Annotated in this window: 13 protein-coding genes and 1 pseudogene; 9 read left to right on the top strand and 5 right to left on the bottom strand. The window is 67.2% G+C overall.

Annotated elements, in window-relative coordinates; genetic code table 11:
• Positions 1-156: 156 nt before the first annotated feature.
• The 8 genes from IB273_RS31120 (at position 157) to IB273_RS31085 (ending at position 11,093) form a co-directional block, all read left to right on the top strand.
• Positions 157-2,862, top strand: coding sequence for a LuxR C-terminal-related transcriptional regulator (locus IB273_RS31120; protein WP_192225843.1), 2,706 nt, complete (start codon positions 157-159; stop codon positions 2,860-2,862).
• Between the two features lie 161 nt (positions 2,863-3,023).
• Positions 3,024-4,172, top strand: a complete 1,149-nt coding sequence (locus IB273_RS31115) for an acyl-CoA dehydrogenase family protein (protein ID WP_192225842.1) — start codon at positions 3,024-3,026, stop codon at positions 4,170-4,172.
• A 56-nt stretch (positions 4,173-4,228) separates the two neighbouring features.
• Complete coding sequence (locus IB273_RS31110; protein ID WP_192225841.1) at positions 4,229-5,029, top strand: enoyl-CoA hydratase/isomerase family protein; 801 nt, start codon at positions 4,229-4,231, stop codon at positions 5,027-5,029.
• Between the two features lie 273 nt (positions 5,030-5,302).
• A complete protein-coding gene (locus IB273_RS31105; protein ID WP_138212014.1) occupies positions 5,303-6,490 on the top strand; it encodes a lipid-transfer protein in 1,188 nt (395 codons plus the stop codon).
• A 12-nt stretch (positions 6,491-6,502) separates the two neighbouring features.
• The gene (locus tag IB273_RS31100) at positions 6,503-7,696 is read left to right on the top strand and encodes an acyl-CoA dehydrogenase family protein (protein ID WP_138212015.1); all 1,194 of its coding nucleotides are present in this window, start codon (positions 6,503-6,505) and stop codon (positions 7,694-7,696) included.
• Positions 7,697-7,710: 14 nt separating this feature from the next.
• A complete protein-coding gene (locus IB273_RS31095) occupies positions 7,711-8,850 on the top strand; it encodes an acyl-CoA dehydrogenase family protein (RefSeq protein ID WP_192225840.1) in 1,140 nt (379 codons plus the stop codon).
• Between the two features lie 31 nt (positions 8,851-8,881).
• Complete coding sequence (locus IB273_RS31090) at positions 8,882-9,337, top strand: MaoC family dehydratase (protein ID WP_192225839.1); 456 nt, start codon at positions 8,882-8,884, stop codon at positions 9,335-9,337.
• A gap of 403 nt (positions 9,338-9,740) precedes the next feature.
• Positions 9,741-11,093, top strand: a complete 1,353-nt coding sequence (locus IB273_RS31085; protein WP_192225838.1) for a DUF1329 domain-containing protein — start codon at positions 9,741-9,743, stop codon at positions 11,091-11,093.
• A 100-nt stretch (positions 11,094-11,193) separates the two neighbouring features.
• On the opposite strand, the gene IB273_RS31080 is transcribed toward IB273_RS31085, so the two are convergent.
• The 5 genes from IB273_RS31080 to IB273_RS31060 form a co-directional block, all read right to left on the bottom strand.
• A complete protein-coding gene (locus tag IB273_RS31080) occupies positions 11,194-12,771 on the bottom strand; it encodes a class I adenylate-forming enzyme family protein (protein WP_138212019.1) in 1,578 nt (525 codons plus the stop codon).
• A gap of 112 nt (positions 12,772-12,883) precedes the next feature.
• Positions 12,884-13,657 carry an SDR family NAD(P)-dependent oxidoreductase gene (locus tag IB273_RS31075; RefSeq protein WP_138212020.1) on the bottom strand — a complete coding sequence of 258 codons (774 nt, stop codon included), beginning with the start codon at positions 13,655-13,657 and terminating at the stop codon, positions 12,884-12,886.
• Positions 13,657-14,841, bottom strand: coding sequence for an acetyl-CoA C-acyltransferase (locus IB273_RS31070; RefSeq protein ID WP_192225837.1), 1,185 nt, complete (start codon positions 14,839-14,841; stop codon positions 13,657-13,659). The genes IB273_RS31075 and IB273_RS31070 overlap by 1 nt, the downstream gene beginning before the upstream one ends.
• A gap of 49 nt (positions 14,842-14,890) precedes the next feature.
• Complete coding sequence (locus IB273_RS31065) at positions 14,891-17,002, bottom strand: 3-hydroxyacyl-CoA dehydrogenase NAD-binding domain-containing protein (protein WP_192225836.1); 2,112 nt, start codon at positions 17,000-17,002, stop codon at positions 14,891-14,893.
• A 28-nt stretch (positions 17,003-17,030) separates the two neighbouring features.
• Positions 17,031-18,833, bottom strand: a complete 1,803-nt coding sequence (locus IB273_RS31060; protein ID WP_192225835.1) for an acyl-CoA dehydrogenase — start codon at positions 18,831-18,833, stop codon at positions 17,031-17,033.
• A gap of 430 nt (positions 18,834-19,263) precedes the next feature.
• Here IB273_RS31060 and IB273_RS31055 point away from each other — a divergent pair.
• Positions 19,264-19,461, top strand: a pseudogene (locus IB273_RS31055) (sulfatase-like hydrolase/transferase); the annotation flags it as partial.
• Between the last annotated feature and the right edge of the window lie 93 nt (positions 19,462-19,554).

Genomic DNA, 19,554 nt, shown 5'->3' with positions numbered 1-19,554 from the left:
GGCGGGCGGAGATGTGGCTGTTGCAGCATGGCCCTGGCCGTCCAGGCAGCCGAGCGGTCGCAAAGCCGCTCGCCGGGGCTGGCCATTCGTTTAAAGAGCGTTGCAGCGGGGTGTCCTGTGGACTCCGCATGCGCCAGAGCAAGAGTGAACGACAACATGCAAACGTCACTAATGAACGCCGACGACCTGCTGGTCGCGACCAAGTTTTCCCCGCCGCGCCTGAACACCCGGCACATTCCCCGCACGCACCTGCTGGAGCGGCTGCAGGAGGGGCGCCTGGGCTGCGTCACGCTGATCACCGGCGGCGCCGGTTTCGGCAAGACCCTGCTGCTCGCCCAGTGGCGCCAGGCGCTGCTCAAGGATGGCCTGGACGTCGCCTGGCTATCGCTCAGCCACGACGACCGACTGTTTCCCAGCTTCCTGACCTATCTGCTGGCGGCGTTGCGGCGCCTGGACATCGCCATCGAGGCGGAACTGCTGCACGGCGACAGCGGCGAGGCCGCGTTCAATGCGCTGGTCGCGCAGGTCACGCGCATCGCCGAACAACTGGGCCGCGAGCTGTACTTGCTGATCGACGACTACCAGCACGTTGAGGCGCCGCTGGCGCATCGGCTGATGCAGAAGCTGCTCGACCATTGTCCGCCCAACCTGCACCTGGTGATCGCCTCGCGCAGCTCGCCGCCGCTGAGCCTCGGCCGTTTGCGCATGCAGGGCCAGGTGGCGGAAATCGACTTTGCCGAACTGCCGTTCGACCTGGAGGAGACTCGCGTTTTCTTCGAGCACAACCTCGGCAATCTCAAGCTCACCGCCGACGAGGAACAGCTGATTCACGAGCTGACCAGCGGCTGGCCGGCGAGCCTGCAACCCATTGCCACCCTGCTGCGCAACCGCCCGGCCAAGCGTCCCAAGCTGCGCTCGCTGCTGTGGAAGTCGGCGGACCTGCAGGCCTACCTGGCCGAGGACGTGGTGGCGTGCCTGGCGCCCGAACTGCTCGGCCTGATGGAGCAGGTGTCGCCGTTCCGTCGCTTCAACGCCGATCTCGCGGCCTTCGTCACCGGCAATCCGCACGCGGCGGACCTGATCAAGCGCGTCGAGGACGAGAACCTGCTGATCTACCGGGTCGATTCCGACGACCAGACGCCCTGGTACCGATTCCACCCGCTGTTCGGCGAATTTCTCGGCCAGCGCCTGGCACAGCAGGGCTCGGCGGCAGTGGAGGCGTTGCATCGGCGCGCCAGCCAGTGGTTCGCCGAGCATGAGCTGCTAGTCGAATCGGTGCGCCATGCCAACCTCGGCGGCGACCTGGACTTCGCCGTCGCCGCCATGGAGCAGGCCGCCAGCGCCACCTGGAGCATGGCCTACATCAGCCCGATGCTGCACTTGCTCGAACGCCTGCCACAGGAAACCCTGTTCGCTCACCCGCGACTGTTCATCCTGGGTTGCCTGACCTACGCCTTCACCGCCCGTCCGGAGAAGGCCGCGCGCTGGCTGGAGCAGATCCGCCGTACCGAAGCGGCGCGCAATCCTGCGCTGTCGTCGCGCTTCGCCCTGGCCGATGCAGCCATCGCCCTGCAGCTGGACAACCCGCGGCGGGTCATCGGCCTGCTCGAGCCGATGCACCAGGCGCCGCTGGAAAACCGCTCGCTGCGCTACATCAGTCTCTCGGCGCTGGCCAGCGCCTACCTGGCGTTGGGGCGCATCGACGCCGCGCGTCGTCTGCACGACGAAAATCCCATCGATCCGGGCGACCGCGACAACGACATGGCGATGGTCTTCGAGAACACCCAGGCCCAGGCCTGGCTGCGTATCGGCGATGCCCGCGAGGCTGCGCGCCTGGGGGCCAGCCTGCTGGCGCGGGCAGAAGAAGACTACGGGCGCGGTTCGGTCTCGGCGAACCTGTGCGCGGCGAACCTGTGCGACGCCTACTACGAGCTCGATCGCATCGACGAGGCCCTGGCCGTGCTGGCCAATCGCAGCGGCATCCTGCAGTCGTCGATGCCCGATGTGATGGCTCGCGCCTCGATGTGCCGGGCGCGCCTCACCGCGTTGCGCGATACGCCGCAGGCGTTGTTGGAGTTCCTCGAGGCGCAGGCCGCGCATTTCCATGCGCTGGGTCTGGATCGCCTGCTCGCCCTGATGCTCGCCGAACAGGTCAAGGTTCTGCTGGCGCAGGGCGATGCGCGCCGCGCCGGCGAGCGCCTGGGACGTCTCGAAGAACTGCTGGCGCAATACCGTGGCGATTGCCAGGACGAGATTGCCACCATGGTTGCCTTCGCCCGCGCCCGCGTGGCCCTGGCTGGGCACGAGCCGGCGGCGGCGCTGGAGTCGCTGGCCCTGATCGGATGCTTCGCAGAAGGCTACGGTCGCGGTCGCACGCGGGTGAAGGCCTTGCTGCTCTGCGCAGTTGCCCACGATGACCTCGGGCAGGACGAGCAACACCGCGAACGCCTGCGCGAGGCCCTCCGGCTTGGTGCGTGCCTCGGCCTGGTACGCACGCTGCTCGACGAGGGGCCTCGCCTGCTGGATCGGCTCAGGGCACTGCGCGAGGACGAGGGGCTGGACGAGGCCGGGCATGGCTATCTCGACGTGTTGCTGGCGTATGTGGCGCCTGCAGAGAGCGCCGCCGAGCCGGTGCCGGCTCGGCGGGCGGCGGGCGGCGAGCAACGCGCCAGCCTGACCCCGCGCGAGGTGGAAATCCTCGGCCTGATCGCCCAGGCAATGTCCAACAAGCGGATTGCGCTGACCCTGAACATCACCTTCGGCACGGTGAAATGGAACGTGAAGAACATCCTCGCCAAGCTCGGTGTTTCCAGCCGCTACGCCGCCATCAGCCTGGCGCGACAGCATGGGCTGATCCGTTGAGGACGTCGGAGCGGAGGTGCCCGGCAGGGCGCTCCCCTACCAAGAGGGGAGGCGCGCCCCCCTGAAGCGCGTCGGCATCCTGCGGACATTGCGAAGTGCGCCGCCAAGGCCGCGTCGCACGGCAAAGCATCGGCAACCCGATCCCATTCGTGAGGAAGAAAATGAGCGATACATCCGCAGTGTTCCTGAGTGAACAGGAAGTCATGATCCGCGATACCGCCCGCAAGGTGGCTCAGGACGTGGTGGCGGCGACCGCCGCAGAGCGCGACCGTACGGGCGCATGGCCGCGCAATGAGCTGGCGGCGGTAGCGGAGCTGGGCTTCCTTGGCATACACCTGCCGGAAGAGTACGGCGGTTCGGCGATGTCCTTCCCGGAGTATGTGCTGGCCATCGAGGAATTTGCCGCAGCAGATGCCGGTTTCGCCACCATCCTTCACGTACACAATGGCCTGGCCGACATGCTGTGCCGCTACGGCACCCAGGCGCAGAAGAACAAGTACCTGCAGCGCATGGCCTCGGGCGAGCTGATCGCCGCCGGCTTGCTGACCGAGCCGCAGGCCGGCTCGGATACCGGCGCCTTCCGCACCACCGCGCGCCGTGAAGGCGATGGCTACGTGCTCAACGGCAGTAAGCAGTTCATCTCCAACGGCAACGAAGCCGGAATCGCCTTCGCCATTGCCGCTCACACCGATACCCCGGAAGGCCGCAAGGGCGCGAGCATGTTCATCGTCGATCCGCGCGGCCCTGGCTACAACGTGGCGCGCGTCGAGGAAAAGATGGGCCAGCGTTCCGCCCAGGTAGCGGCTATCCAGTTGGACAACTGCCGGGTTCCGGCGGAGAACCTGCTGGGGGAGGAGGGCACTGCCTACAAGCGCTTGATGGGCACCCTGTCCGAAGGTCGCATCGGTATCGCTGCGGTGGCCGTCGGTGCCGCCCGAGCTGCACTGGATGCCGCGGTGAAGTACGCCAAGGAGCGTGAAGCCTACGGCGCGCCGATCATTCAGCTGCAGGGCGTGGCCTTCGACCTGGCCGACATGGCCACCCAGGTGGAGGTGGCGCACCAGTTCACCCTGCATGCCGCGCGTCTGCACGCGGCCGGCGTGTCCTGCACCAAGGAAGCCTCGATGGCCAAGCTGTACGCCAGCGAGATGGCCGAGAAAGTCTGCTCCGAAGCCCTGCAGATTCACGGCGGCTACGGTTATCTCGCCGACTTCCCGGTGGAGCGCTACTGCCGCGACGTGCGGGTGACCAAGATCTACGAAGGCACCAGCCACATCCAGAAGATGATCATCGCCCGCAACCTGGGCTGAGCCAGCGGCCGGCGCCCCGCGTTCCGTGCGGCGTCTGGCGAAGAGGAGAGACGCAGGTGACAGACGACGCAGTAGTGTTCGAGAAGGTCGGGCGGACGGCGATCATCACGCTGAACCGGCCGCAGAAACGCAACGCCCTGTGCGAGGCCATCAGCGAGGCGATGCCGGCGGCACTGCGGGCCGCCCGCGAGGACCGCGAAGTCCGTTCGGTGGTGCTCACTGGCGCCGGCGGCAGCTTCTGTTCCGGCTTCGACCTGGGCAGCCTGGACCCGGGCGATGAGCCGGCGTTCGCCGGGCGTGAGCTGGTGTTGGGCTTCCACCGCTGGTTTGGCGAGCTGCAGGATCTGGAGAAGCCGGTGATCGCGGCGGTGGACGGCGTAGCCGTGGGCGCGGGCTTCTCCCTGGCGCTGGCGGCGGACTTCGTCTTCGTCACCCCGCGCACCCGCCTGTTGCCGACCTTCCTCGGCCTGGGCCTGGTGCCGGACCTGTCGATGCTCTACGTGCTGCCGCGCCTGATCGGCCTGGCGCGGGCCAAGGAGATCGTGTTCTCTGCTCGCGCGCTGGGCGCCGAGGAAGCTATCGGCCTGGGCCTGGCGCAGACGGTGGTGGCGCCCGAGCAGTTGCGCGATAGCGTGCTGGAATACGCCCGGCAGTTCGACGAGGCGCCGACCCATGCCCTGGGCCTGGTGAAGACGCTGCTCAACCGCAGCTTCGAAACCGATCGCCACGCCATGAACCAGTTCGAGGCGCTGGCGCAGTCGCTGTGCGGCGACAGCAACTACCACGCCGAGGCGGTACGCCGTTTCCTAGCCAAGGAAGGCTTGCCGTACCGCGGCGCAGCGCGCCTCGCACCTTGAGCGGCGCTCGACCTGCCGTCGTACTGGCCGATGCCGATACGACGACGTGAGAGACTGGGCGTGGGCCCGATGAAACATCCGCGTTGTGCCACGGGGCGCGCGCGACGAATAAACATGAGGATCGGCCGCTCCCGACGGCCGCGGACCCATCCCATTCGGGAGGGGCGACGGGGCGAACGGTCTGCCTATCCTTGAGACTCATGACGCCCATCCGCGTCGGCCGCGTAGCGGCGCCGCGCTCCCGGTGGGCTTGGCAATTCTGAGGAGAAGCAAATGGCGCAGAAAGTCGTTGTCGCCGGGGTCGGCATGATCCCGTTCGTGAAACCGGGCCAGAACGAGACCTACGTGGCCATGGGCGAGCAGGCCGTACGCATCGCCCTGGCAGATGCCGGCGTTGGCTACGAGTCGGTCCAGCAGGCCTATGCCAGCTTCGTCTTCGGTGATTCCACCTGCGGCCAGCGTGTGCTCTACAACGTGGGCATGACCGGTATCCCGGTGATCAACGTCAACAACAACTGCGCCAGCGGCTCCACCGCGCTGTACCTGGCCAACCAGGCGATCGCCAGCGGCATGGTCGACATCGTCCTGGCCGTAGGCTTCGAGCAAATGGTCCCGGGGGCCATTCCCAGCGCCTTCGCCGACCGTCCCAGCCCGCTGGAGCTGTTCCTCGACCAGTGCGACGCGGCCATCCCCGGCGCCTCGGAAATCCCCGCGGCGTTGCGCATCTTCGGCAGCGCCGGGGTGGAGCACATGAAGCGCTTCGGCACGCCCCTGGAGACCTTCGCCAAGATTCGCGCCAAGGCCAGCCGCCACGCCGCGAACAACCCCAAGGCAGTGTTCCGCAAGGTCGTGAGCAGCGAAGACGTGCTCGCCGACCAGGTGGTCTGGCCGGAAGTCATGACCCGCCTGATGGCCTGCCCGCCGACCTGCGGCGCGGCGGCGGCGGTGCTGTGCAGCGAGGCCTACGCCAAGAAGCACGGCCTGGATTCGCGCGTGTGGATCGCCGGCCAGGCGCTGACCACCGATGGCGCCGAGACCTTCAAGTCCGGCGACATGCGTGATGTGGCGGGTTACTCGATGTCCCGCGCGGCGGCGCAGAAGGTCTACGAGCAGGCCGGTATCGGCGCAGAAGCGGTGAACGTCGTCGAACTGCACGACTGCTTCGCGCAGAACGAGCTGCTGACATACGAATCCCTGGGCCTGTGCCCGGAAGGCGGCGCTCAGAAGTTCGTCGACGACGGCGACAACACCTACGGCGGCCGCTACGTGGTCAACCCGTCCGGCGGCCTGCTGTCCAAGGGCCACCCGATCGGCGCCACCGGCCTCGCGCAGTGCACCGAACTGGTCCAGCAGCTGCGCGGCCAGGCCGAGCAGCGCCAGGTCGAAGGCGCGCGTATCGCGCTGCAGCACAACATCGGTATCGGTGGCGCCTGTGTAGTCACCATGTACCGCAAAGACTGACGAGGAACGGCCATGGACTTTCAACCTGACGCCGGACTCGCGGCGTTCCGCCAGGAGGTCCGCGACTTCCTGGCCCAGGTGCCGGCCGAGCTCAAGGGGCTGCAGCGCTGCACGCGCTCGCCCCGCGAGCAGATCATGCGCTGGCAGAAGCTGCTGCAGGCGCGCGGCTGGGGGGCGCCCTACTGGGCGAAGGAGCACGGCGGCACCGGCTGGTCGGTACCGCAGATCCTGGTATTCGACGATGAGTGCAGCGCGGCCGGAACCCCAACCCAGGACGCCTTCGTGCACAAGATGCTCGGCCCGGTGCTCAATGCCTTCGCCACGCCGGAACAGAAGGCCGAGCACCTGCCGGCCATCTTCAACGGCGAGCGCCTGTGGTGCCAGGGCTTCTCCGAGCCGGGCGCCGGCTCCGACCTCGCCGCGCTGCGCACCCGCGCCGAGCGCGACGGCGACCACTACGTGATCAACGGCCAGAAGATCTGGACCAGCTACGCCCATCATGCCGACTGGATCTTCCTGCTGGTGCGCACCGATTTCGAGGTGAAGAAGCAGGCCGGGATCAGCTTCCTGCTGGTGGACATGAATACCCCGGGCGTGACCGTGCGGCCGATCCGCAGCATCGACGACGCCCATCACCTGAACGAGACCTTCTTCGACAACGTGCGGGTGCCGGTGGGCAACCTGATCGGCGCCGAAGGGCAAGGCTGGAACATCACCAAGTTCCTGCTCAACAACGAGCACGCGACCACCGCCGACCTCCCCGAGCTCAAGCGCTACATGCGTGAGCTGCGCCTGTTCGCCACCGCCATTCCGGCCGGCGAGGGGCGGCTGATCGAGCGTACGGAGTTCGCCCTGAAACTGGCGCGCCTGGATGCCGAGCTGCAGGCCATCGGCATGCTGGTACAGCGCGTCGCGCAGATGGAGCAGCGGCACGACCCGGCTTCGCACGTGCTGGGCTCGATGCTGAAGATCCGAGCGACCGAGCTGCAGCAACGCATCACCGAGGTGCAGCTGGAGGCGCTGGGCGACTACGGTGCGGTGGCTTACGCGCATCCCCACGAGGCGGCGCCGGCGCAGGCGTACCCATTGCAGGAGCTGGCCCGTGGCATTGCCAACGACATGTTCCTGCGCCGCGCCTCGACCATCTACGGCGGCACCAGCGAGGTGCAGCGCGGCATCATCGCCAAGATGCTGTTCCAACTTTGAGTCAGGACACGGGTATGGATTTCGATCTGAATTCGGAACAACAGCTGCTGCAGGACAGCGTGCGCCGTTATGTCGACAAGGCTTACGGCTTCGAGACACGCAACGCGCTGCTCAAGGGCGGCCGCAACGGCAGCGCCGACAATTGGCAAGTGTTCGCCGACAACGGCTGGCTCATGGCGGCCCTGCCCGAGGCTTATGGTGGCCTCGGCGGCTCGCTGCAGGAGACCGTGATCATCGCCCAGCAGCTGGGCCGTGCCCTGGTGCTGGAGCCCTACCTGGGCTGCGCGGTGCTGGCGGCACAGACGCTGGTAGCCGGCGGCAGCGAGGCGCAGAAGGCGCGTCTGCTGCCGCAACTGGCCGACGGTTCGCTGCGCCTGGCGCTGGCCTACAGCGAACCGGCTTCGCGCGGCATGCCGCTGCCGGTTGCGCTGCGGGGCGAACGCCACGGCGGGGGTTACCGACTGCACGGTCGCAAGAGCCTGGTGCTCGGCGCTCCCGGCGCCGATGCGCTGCTGGTGTCGGTACAGCTGGACGACGTGCCCGGCCTGAGCCTGGTGCTGCTCGAAGGCGAGTTCCCCGGACTGGACCGCCAGGCGTTGCCGCTGCATGACGGCAGCTGGGTCGAGGAACTGCACTTCGATGGCGTGGCTATCGGCCGCGAGGCGCTGCTCGGTGAGCCCGGCCAGGGCCTGGAGGCGCTGCAGGAAGGCCTGGCCCACGCCACCGTGGCGCTGTGCGCCGAGCTGATCGGGGTGATGGAGAAGACCCTCGAGGTCACCGCCGAATACCTGAAGGTGCGCCAACAGTTCGGTGTCGCCATCGGTAGCTTCCAGTCCCTGCAGCACCGCATGGCCGACATGGCCGCGGAGCTGGAGGTGGCTCGCTCGATGCTGCACGCGGCGCTCGCCTCGGTGGCCAATGACGCCCCGCAGGAGCGCAGCCGCACTCTGTCGGCGACGAAGATGCTGATCAGCCGCGCCGCCAAGTTCATCTGCGGGCAGGGTATCCAACTGCACGGCGGCATCGGCATGACCGAGGAATACCTGATCGGCCACTACTACAAGCGCGCCATCGTCGCCGACCTGCAACTGGGCAGCGCCGACAGCCATGAGGCGGCCTGCGCCGCGGCGCTGCAGGCTGAGCTGGGCGCCTGATACTCGCTTTCATCCCCTTTGAGTGAAAACAATGAAAAGCTACGAAACCATCGCGGAACTGCAGGGTCTGGTCGGCCAGGTCGTCGGCACTAGCGACTGGCTGACCATCGACCAAAAGCGAATCGACACCTTCGCCGAGGCCACCGGCGACTCGCAGTGGATCCATGTCGATCCCGAACGCGCGGCCAAGGGCCCGTTCGGCACCACCATCGCCCATGGCTTCCTGACCCTCAGCCTGCTGCCGCCCTTCATGACCGACGCCTTCGAGATCCGCAACGTCAAGATGGGCCTGAACTACGGGCTGAACAAGGTGCGCTTCGTCCAGCCGGTGCCAGTCGGCAGCCGCCTGCGCGGGCACTTCAAGGTGCTGGCCTGGGAGCCGCTGGAAGGCAATGGCGCGCAGATCACCTACGAAATGACCGTTGAGGTGGAAGGCGCGAGCAAGCCTGCCTGCGTGGCGGAAACTATCCTCCGCGTGTTCGCCTGAGGCCGTGCAGGACGGGCCGCTGCGCCCTCCCGCCTGGGCAGCAATGACGCCGCAATCCGCGAGGGTTGCGGCGTCATTGCATTTGCGTCGGGAGTTTTCCGATCGTCCGCTCGACTGCACGGCAGTGGCGCCCGCCCGTCCCCTCCCACCCCATGCCTATCGGGGGGGGCGGGGGAAGCGGAGCCTTGGATAAAACATAAGCCAGGAATCGGGCTCGACCCAACCGCGTCGAGGCGCGTGCTGTCGCGCTGCCACTGCGCCGGCGGCTTATCGACAGCCGGTTCCTGCCCGGTCTACGTAGCCGCCCATGGTGGTGCCGGCCGGGGGCGATGGTGGTGGCTCCCGGAAGCTGTGTGGCGCGCTGTACGCGACGTTCAAAAATACAAGATGAGAAGGTGGAGACATGAATAGACTGACAAGAACCCTGATCGCGGCCAGCATCCTGGCCGCGCATGCAGGCGTGCTCCATGCGGCCGTTTCGGCCGACGAGGCCAAGGCACTAGGCAGCAACCTGACGGCCATCGGCGCCGAAAAAGCGGGCAGCTCGGATGGCAGCATCCCGGCCTATGCTGGCGGCCTGACCACCCCGCCAGCGGGGTTCGACGCGGCGTCGGGCATTCGCCCCGATCCCTTCGCCAGCGAGAAACCGCTGTTCACCATCGACGCGAAGAACGTGGACACCTATGCAGCCAAGATGAGCGAGGGCGCGAAGGCCCTGGTGAAGAAGCTGCCGGGCTTCCGCATGGACGTATATCCCACCCATCGAACGGTCGCTTACCCGCAGGCGGTGCTCGACAAGACCATCAAGAACGCCACCGGCGCCAAGCTGGCCGCCGACGGCTACACGCCGGTCGATGCCGCCGGCGGGATTCCCTTCCCGATCCCGAAAAGCGGTATTGAGGTGATGCTCAACCACATCGCACGTTACCAGGGCATCTCCTTCGTGATGCCGAAGTACTCGGCATTCAACATCGACGCGGCCGGCAAGCGCGTGCTCTCCACCCAGGGCGTATGGACCATCGAGAGTCCGTTCTATGACCACAAGGAGGAGTCGCCGGTGATCTACAACCGGGCCCGCGCCAACTACACTGGCCCGGCCCGTCGCGCCGGCGAGGCGATCATGACCTTCGAGAACGTCGATGGCCTGAAGGGCCGCCGCGCCTACCAGTACCTGCCGGGACAGCGCCGCGTACGTCTGGCGCCGGACCTGGCCTACGACACCCCGAACCCCAGTACCTCGGGCATGTCCACGGTCGACGACGTCAACCTGTTCAACGGTCGCATGGATCGCTACGACTGGAAGCTGGCCGGCAAGAAGGAGCTGTACGTTCCGTACAACACCTATCGCTTCAACTACGCAGCCAACGCCGATCAGGTGTTCGGCAACAAGTTCATAAACCCCGATTTCGTGCGCTGGGAACTGCACCGCGTGTGGGTAGTGGAAGCGACCCTGAAGCCGAGCGAGCGGCACATCTATGCCAAGCGCACCTTCTACGTCGACGAGGACAGCTGGGCCGTGCTCGCCAATGACCAGTACGACGGTCATGGCCAGCTGTGGCGTCCGGGCTTCGCCTACCTGACCCCGCTCTACGATGCGTCGGCGATCAACACTACCACCACCGGTCATTACGACCTGATCGCAGGCAGCTACTACATCAACCAGTGGCCGAGCCTGGGCGGCCTGAAAGTGTCGCCGACCATGAGCTCCGACAACATGTGGACCCCGGACAGCCTGGCGGGTAGCGGTATCCGCTGAGGCATTCGTTTCCCCCATTGAAGACGGACCCGCGTAATGCGGGTCTGTCTTTTTTTGCTGTCGCCGCGGAGCCTCTGTAGGCTCCGTGGCGCGCTACCGATCAGCTGACCCGGCGCACCTGGTCCTTCCAGTACTTCTCGCGGACCTGGCGACGCAAGACCTTGCCGACCGCGCTCAGCGGCAAGGCCTCGACGAAGGTCAGAGTCTTGGGCGCCTTCAGGCTACCCAGGCGCTCCCTGACATGCTCGATCAGTTCATCCTGAGTGACTCTGGCACCTTCCTTGAGCACCACTTCGGCATGCACCGACTCGCCCCAGTGGCCATGAGGTACCCCTACCACGGCAGAGAGCGATACGGCCGGATGCGCGTTGAGGCTGGACTCCACTTCCACCGCGTAGACGTTGAAGCCGCCGCTGATGATGACGTCCTTCTTGCGATCGACGATGAACAGGTAACCGGCTTCGTCCAGGTAACCCAGGTCGCCGGATTTCCAGAAACCGTCGACGAACTCCGCCGCCGTGCCCTGTGGGTTCCGGAAGTAGCCGCAGATGGTGCCGCGACCGCGCAGCAGGATCTCGCCGGTGACGCCCGGGGGCAGGCACTGGCCGGTGTCGTCGACCACCCTCAGTTCGATCCCGGTGGTCGGCCGGCCGGCCGAGGCGAGGCGGCCGGTCGCGATGGCCGTCAGGTGATCGGCCTTGGTCAGGGTGCAGACCGCCTGGGCGCATTCGGTCGAGCCATACAGCTGGTAGAAGATGTTGCCGAAGCGCGCCTGCGCCCGTTCCAGCTTGGCCGGGCTCATGGGCGCTGCGCCGTAGTACAGGGTGCTCAGGCTGGAGAGGTCGTGCTGCGTCGCTTCCGGGAGCTCCAGCAGGCCGTTGACTAGGGTCGGCACCATCAGACTGGTGGTGACCCGCTCGCGCTCGACGTTGTGGCACCAGGCCTTCAGGTCGGTGGTGTTCTGCGTCAGGGTGCAGCCGCCGCGGAACAGCGTGGGCAGCAGCGAGAGTCCGGCGCCATGGCTGATGGGGGCGATCTGCAGGTAGCGGGTGGTCGCGTTGAGCGCCTCGCTCTGCTCGCTGTCGGCGTACATGGAGTCGCGCGCGGCCAGCCAGTTGTCGATGCTGTACTGGGCGCATTTGCTGCGGCCGGTGGTGCCGCCGGTGAAGCGGTAGAGGAGGATGTCGTCTCGGTCATCGGACTCGACGTCCGGCTCGCTGTCCGGCAGGCCTTCGAGCAGGTCCCAGAAGTACAGAGCGGCGCTTTGGTCGGCCGGCGGCGGGTCCATGCACACCACGCAGGCTTCGCTCGCTCGCAGCAGCTCGGCGTAGCGTTCCAGCAGCACGGTCTCGATGAAGATCACCCGTGGGCGGAGGAACTCGATCTGCCAGCGGTGCTCGTCGAGGGCGTCGCGGAAGTTGGTGTGCGCCAGGGCTGCCTCGCCCTTGAACGCGGTCCAGGCGTGCAGCAGCGAGAGGTTGTCGTTCTCCAGGATGCACAGGGCGACGTCGCCGCGCCCCAGGCCCAGTCGGACATGCAGCAGGTGGCTGATGCGGTTGGTCAGGCCGTGCAGCTCCTCGAAGCTGTAGCGCCGGTTGCGCTCGATGTTCACGAGGGCTTCCTGGTCGGCATGGCGCTGCGCGACCTGGCCCATGATCCGGGCGAAGTTGATCTTCATGATGGCCTCCGGTGGTGGTGGGATTACAACCGGAGGAAGCATTGCAAGGAGCCGCACCGACCCGTCCCCCCGCAAAGGGAGGGGCGGGCCCGTGCACGAGCGGCGCGTGAGGTCAGAGGCTGCCGACCAGATGGCCGCCGTCGACCGCCAGCACACTGCCGGTCATGAAGGCGCCGGCAGCGCTGGCCAGGAGCAGGAAGGGACCTTCCAGCTCCTCGAGTTGGCCCAGGCGGCGCAGGGGCACGGCGGCGCGGATGTAAGCCTGGCCCTTCTCGCTGTCGAAGAAGGCGTCGGTCATCTCGGTCTTGAAGTAGCCCGGGGCAATGGCGTTCACGCGGATATGCTCGCGCGCCAGTTCCAGTGCCAGCGACTTGGTCAGCTGCACCACGCCGGCCTTGGCAGCACAGTAATGGCTGTAGCCGGTGCCCACGCGCAGGCCGAGCATCGAGGCGATATTGACGATGCTGCCCGGCGCGCCGGCGCGGACCATGCGCTGGGCGGCCACCTGGGCCACGCGCCAGACGCCGTCGAGGTTGGTGGCCAGCATATGGCGCCATTCTTCCTCGCTGACCTCAAGAGCGCGCTGGCCGTTGCCGACGCCGGCGTTGTTGAGCACCACGTGGACCACGCCGAAGGCCTCCTCGGCGGCGTTGAAGGCAGCCTCGACGCTTTGCCGGCAGGTCACGTCCATGGGGACTGCCAGCGCGGTGCCGCCGTCCCAGCCGATGTCGGCGGCCAGCTGGTTGAGGCGTTCCACGCGGCGCGCGGCGAGCACCACGCGGGCGCCGGCGCGGCTGGCGACGCGCCCCAGGTGCGCACCGATGCCGCTGGAGGCGCCGGTGATGAGTACGGTCTTGCCGGCGAGGGAAAAGAGTTCGTTGCTCATCAGAACACCTCGAACAGGCCGGCCGCGCCCATGCCGCCGCCGACGCACATGGTCACCACCACGTACTTCACGCCCCGGCGCTTACCTTCCAGCAAGGCATGGCCGACCATGCGTGCGCCGCTCATGCCGTAGGGGTGGCCGATGGCGATGGCACCGCCATTGACGTTGAGCTTGTCGTTGTCGATGCCCAGTTTGTCGCGGCAATAAAGCACTTGGCAGGCGAATGCTTCGTTGAGCTCCCACAGGCCGATCTCGTCGACCTTCAGGCCGTGTTGCTTGAGCAGCTTGGGCACCGCCAGGACCGGGCCGATGCCCATTTCCTCGGGTGCTAGGCCGGCCACCGCTATGCCGCGATAGGCGCCCAGCGGTTCGAGATTGCGCTGCTCGGCCAGGCGGCCATCCATCAGCACGCAGGCGGCGGCGCCGTCGGAGAGCTGGCTGGCATTGCCGGCGGTGATGCAGCCGCCTTCGATGACCGGCTTGAGCTTCTGCAGGTCGGCGAGTGCGGTTTGCGGGCGATTGCCTTCGTCGAGCGACAGGCTGACTTTCTCGTAGCCGGTGGCGCCGGTGGCCTTGTCGACCACTTGCTTGATCACACTGACCGGCACGATCTCGCCCTCGAACAGGCCGGCACGTTGCGCGGCCGCCGTGCGCAGCTGCGACTGCAGGGCGTATTCGTCCTGGGCCTCGCGGCTGATGCTGTAACGTTCGGCGACCCGTTCGGCGGTCTGCAGCATCGGCATATAGGCGTTTGGCTCGTTCTGCAGCACCAGGCGATCGTGGAACTCGCCAACCCATTCCATGTGGCGGTTCTGCACCAGGGAGATGTGCTCCTGGCCGGCGCCGATAGTGACCTGCATGCCATCGACCATGATCTGCTTGGCGGCGGTGGCCACCGCCATCAGGCCGGAAGCGCACTGGCGGTCCAGGGTCTGGCCGCTGACCGACAGTGGCAGGCCGGACGCAAGCACGCTCATGCGGCCGAGGTTCCAGCCGGCGGTGCCGGCCGGCATGCCGGTGCCCATCACCAGGTCTTCGATCTCGGCGGCGTCGATGCCGGCGCGCTCGACCGCGGCGCGGATGGCGAAGGAGGCCATGCTCGGCGACGGAGTGTGGTTGAAGGCACCGCGGAAGGCCTTGGAAATCGGCGTGCGGGCGGTGGAGAGGATGACGGCTTCTTTCATGGAATTGTCCTTGTAACGGGGCCGCCACCTGGAGGTGGCGGCGGGAAAGTCAGAATTTCTCGATGCGGGTGCGGCCGGCGGCGACCAGGCGCTTGAGCAGGGGCGCGGGCTTGAACCAGCGCTGCCCGTGGCTGCCCAGGCTCGCCTGCAGGCGCAGGATGCCGTCGAGCACCTGGTCCAGGCCCAGTTGCTCGGCGTAGTGCATCGGGCCGCCCAGGTGCGCCGGGAAGCCGTATCCGTTGATCCACACCAGGTCGATGTCGCTGGCGCGCAGGGCGATCCCTTCGTCGAGCAGCTGGATGCCTTCGTTGATCAGCATGAACAGGCAGCGGTCGTGGATTTCCTGGGGGGCGAGCGAGCGCCGCGGGATCTGCAGCTCGCCGGCGAGACGCTCGGCGACCTTCTCCACAGTAGGGTCGTCCAGGCGCTGGCGACCTTCGTAGTGGTAGAAGCCAAAGCTGCTCTTCTGGCCGTAGCAACCCATGGCGTAGAGCTCGTCGCCCAGGCGGCAATAGCTGGGGTCGTCGGCGAAAGCGGCCTTGTTGGCCTGGCGCACCAGGTAGTTCACGTCGATGCCGGCGAGGTCGAGCATGCTCAACACGCCCATGTTCAGGTCGATCCCGGTCAGCACGCCGTCGACCTGCGCCGGCGAGGCGCCTTCCAGCACCATGCGCATCGCCTCGCGGGCGTAGGGTTCGAGCATGCGGTTGCCGATGAAGCCGAAGCACACCCCGGAAACCACCGGCAACTTGCCTATCCGCCGCGCCAGCTTGAGCGTGGTGGCCAGCACGTCCGGCGCGGTTCGGCGGGCGCGCACCACTTCCAGCAGGCGCATGACGTTGGCCGGACTGAAGAAGTGTAGGCCGATGACGTCCTGCGGGCGTGAGGTCACCGCGGCGATGGCATCGACGTCGAGGCTGGAGGTGTTGGTCGCAAGGATCGCCCCTGGTTTGCACACCTCGTCGAGGGTGCGGAACACCTGCTGCTTGATCTCGAGCTTCTCGAACACCGCTTCGATCACCAGGTCGGCATCGGCGATGTCGGCATATTCAAGGCTGCCTTGCAGCAGGCGCATGCGTTTCTCCAGCTCGGCCTGGCTCAGCTTGCCGCGCTTGACGCTGATCTCGTAGTTGCGCTGCACATTGGACAGGCCGCGTTCTAGGGCGTCGGACTTCTGTTCCAGCACCACCACCGGGATGCCGGCATTGGTGAAGTTCATGGCGATACCGCCGCCCATGGTGCCCGCGCCGATTACCGCGACCTTGGCGATGGGGCGCATGTCGAGCGCAGGGTCGATGCCGGGAATACGCCCGGCCTCGCGTTCGGCGAAGAACACATGGCGCAGCGCAGCCGACTGGCGCGAAGCCTCGGCTTGCCGGAACAGGTCCTGCTCGCGCGCCAGGCCTTCCTCGAGCGGCAACAGACAGGCGGCCTCTATCGCTGCGAGCACCAGGCGCGGCGCCAGACGGCTTTTCCAGCGTGCCTCCTGTTCGGCGCGGAAGCCGGCGAAGAAGCCCTCTGGCAAATCGACGGCGGGGCTGGGGTAGCGGGCGGCTGGTTGTGCCGGGGCGCCTTGCGCGAGCAGCTCGCGGGCATAGGCGCAGGCTTGTTCGATGAGTGTTTCGGGGTTATCCGCCAGGCGGTCGATGATGCCCATCAGGTGTGCGTGCTGGACATCCACCTGCTTGCCGGAAAGGATCATGTTCAGCGCCGACTCGGCGCCGATCAGCCGTGGCAGGCGCTGGGTGCCGCCGGCGCCGGGCAGCAGGCCGAGGTTGATCTCCGGCAGGCCGAGTCGGGCCTGCGGCTCGCCGATGCGGTAGCCGCAGGCCAGGGCCAACTCGAGGCCGCCGCCCAGGGCCAGCTTGCCAATGGCGGCGACCAGCGGCTTGTCGATGCGGGTGAGGCGAACCAGCAGGCCGGGCAGATCGGGTGCGGCCGACGACGCTTCGCTGCCGAATTCGCTGATGTCGGCGCCGGCACTGAACAGGCCGTTGGTGCCGTGCACCACTATTGCCGCCACCGCGGGATCGGCGGCGGCGCGCTCGCAGGCTTCCAGCAGGGCCGCGCGCAGCGGTTGGCCGAGGGCGTTGACCGGGGGGCGGGACAGGCCGATCAGGGCCAGCTGGCCGTCCAATCGGTAGTGAACAAGGGCAGTCATGAGGTTTTCTCTCCTGATGGGGCCGGGGTCAGAACCAGCGGTCCTGCATGTCGAAACTCACCCGGTTGCCCTGGATGAGCAGGCGCGTCAGCGCCTGGGTCGGCGCCAGCTCCCAGTCCATGAAGTAGCGGGCGGCCTGCAGCTTGCCGTGGTAGAAGTCGGCCTCGCTGCCGGTGGCGCCGGCCTGCAGAGCGCGGCTGGCGATGCCGGCCATGCGCAGCCACAGCCAGCCGACGACCACGCGGCCGAACAGGTCGAGGTAGCTGGTCGCGTTGGCCAGACCGAGGTTGGCATCGGCGGCCACCTGCTCACGCAGCGCGGTGGTCGCCTGTTGCAGATGATTCAGCGCGACGCCCAGCGCCGCGCCGAGGTCGGCACAACGGGCATCGGTATGTGAGGCCTCGATGGCTGAATGGGTGAGGGCGAGGAACTGGCGGAAGCCGGCGCCGTCACGCTGGCCCAGCTTGCGCCCCAGCAGGTCGAGGCCGTGAATGCCCTCGGTGCCTTCGTGGATCGGGTTCAGGCGGTTGTCGCGGTAGAACTGTTCCAGCGGGTATTCGCGGATGTAGCCGGAGCCGCCGAGGACCTGGATGCCGATGTCCGAGGCGATTACGCCGTAGCGCGAGGGGTAGGACTTGACCATCGGGATCAGCAGGTCGAGCAGCTCGCCGGCGTCCTGGCGCTCCTCGGCAGTGGGCGCGGTATGCGCATCCTCGAACAGGCTGCTGGCGTACAGGCAGAGGGCGAGGCTGCCTTCGGCGTAGACCTTCTGCTGCAGCAGCATGCGTCGCACGTCGGCGTGCTCGACGATGCGCACCTGTGGGGCCAGCGGATCCTTGGCGCCTGGCAGGCGTCCCTGCGGGCGCTCGCGGGCGTAGTCGAGCGCGTACACGAAACTTTGGTAAGCGAGCACCGAGGCGCCCAGGGCGACCCCGATGCGCGCTTCGTTCATCATCTGGAACATGTAGGACAGGCCCTTGTTGGCCTCGCCCACCAGGTAGCCGATGGCGCCGTCCTGCTCGCCGAAGTTGAGCACCGTCGAAGTGGTGTTGCGGTAGCCCATCTTGTGCAGCAGGCCGGCGAGAGCCACATCGTTGCGCTCGCTCGGATTGCCGTCGGCATCGACCAGGAACTTGGGCACGAGGAACAGCGAGATGCCCTTGGTGCCGGCCGGTGCGCCTTCGATGCGGGCGAGGACCATGTGCACGATGTTCTCGGTCAGGTCGTGGTCGCCGCCGGAAATGAACATCTTCTGGCCGAAGATCCGGTAACTGCCGTCGGCGGCGGGACGCGCGGTGGTGCGCAGGTCGCCCAGGGCCGAGCCCTGGCCGGGTTCGGTCAGCGCCATGGTGCCGCTGCTGCGGCCGTCGAGCATGGCCGGCAGGAAGCGCTCGCGCAGGTTGTTGCTGGCGAAGCTCTTCACCAGGTTGGCCGCGCCTATGGTCAGGAAGGAGTAGGCGACGGTCGCGATGTTGGCGGCATTGAAGTACGCCATGCTGGCCCGCAGGATCACCTCTGGCAGTTGTAGGCCGCCGTCGGCGCCGTCGTGGTGCGCGGCGAGGAAGCCGGCCTCGGCGAAGGCGTCCCAGGCGCGCTTGGTTTCCGGGATTAGGCGGACCTGTTCGCCATCGAAAGTCGGCTCCTCATGGTCTCCCTTCTGGTTGTGCGGAGCGAAGTATTCGGCTGCGATGCCGTGCGCCGTTTGCAGGGTCGCGTCGAAGACGGCCCGATCATGTTCGGCGTAGCGCGAGCGTTCGAGCAGCGCGGTGGTGTCGAGCAGCTCGTAGAGCAGAAAGTCCAGCTCGCGTTCGTTGAGCAGTTGATCGGTCATCTGTCCCTCGTCGGTCTTGGTGCGGCAGGCGCGAATGGCGGGTTGGCGGCGCGGGGCCGGCCGGTGTGGCAGTGAATCAGGAATGCCACCCGCGGCGGTCCTCCCTTTATGAGAGGGGGGGATGCTCGGGGGGAGGGCGGTAGGCGAGGGATGGCCCGCCGACGGGAAGGTGCCTTGCGTGGAGCGCCCTCACGCCGACCGGCCATGTGGCGGGCAGGGTAAGGCGCGGCGCGCTGTCCCCCGCCCCCCGTGGCGAGGGGGCGCACGGGCGTCAGGGGCTGCCCCCTCCAATAGCGGGGCTCTCGCGGGACAGCCGGAAACTAGTATCGCCGGCGAGCGGCCAGCTCCGGCCCGGTGGGCGGGTGGCCGCACCCCCCACCTGCCGAGAAGACGCACGAAAACAAGCGGAAAACGCTTTGCCAGGCTTGCCCTGGCGGCCGCGCTGGCGGACGCGGTTTGTCTTGTCCACGCCACCGACAAACCGAACATCTTGGTGATCTTCGGCGACGATATCGGCTACTTCAATCTGAGCGCCTACAACCAGGGGATGATGGGCTACGAGACGCCGAACATCGACCGTATCGCCAAGGAAGGGGCGCTCTTCACCCATGCCTATGGCGAGCAATCCTCGCGACTGAGTCCATGGCGTATCTGTGCGGTCGCCCCTTGCGGCGTCCGCCACCGCCTCCCTTAGGGGGAGGGGAGAACCTGCCGAAGCCAG

The sequence above is a fragment of the Pseudomonas sp. PDM19 genome, from assembly GCF_014852215.1.
GTDB lineage: Bacteria > Pseudomonadota > Gammaproteobacteria > Pseudomonadales > Pseudomonadaceae > Pseudomonas.
This window is presented reverse-complemented; position numbering and strand designations above follow the sequence as displayed.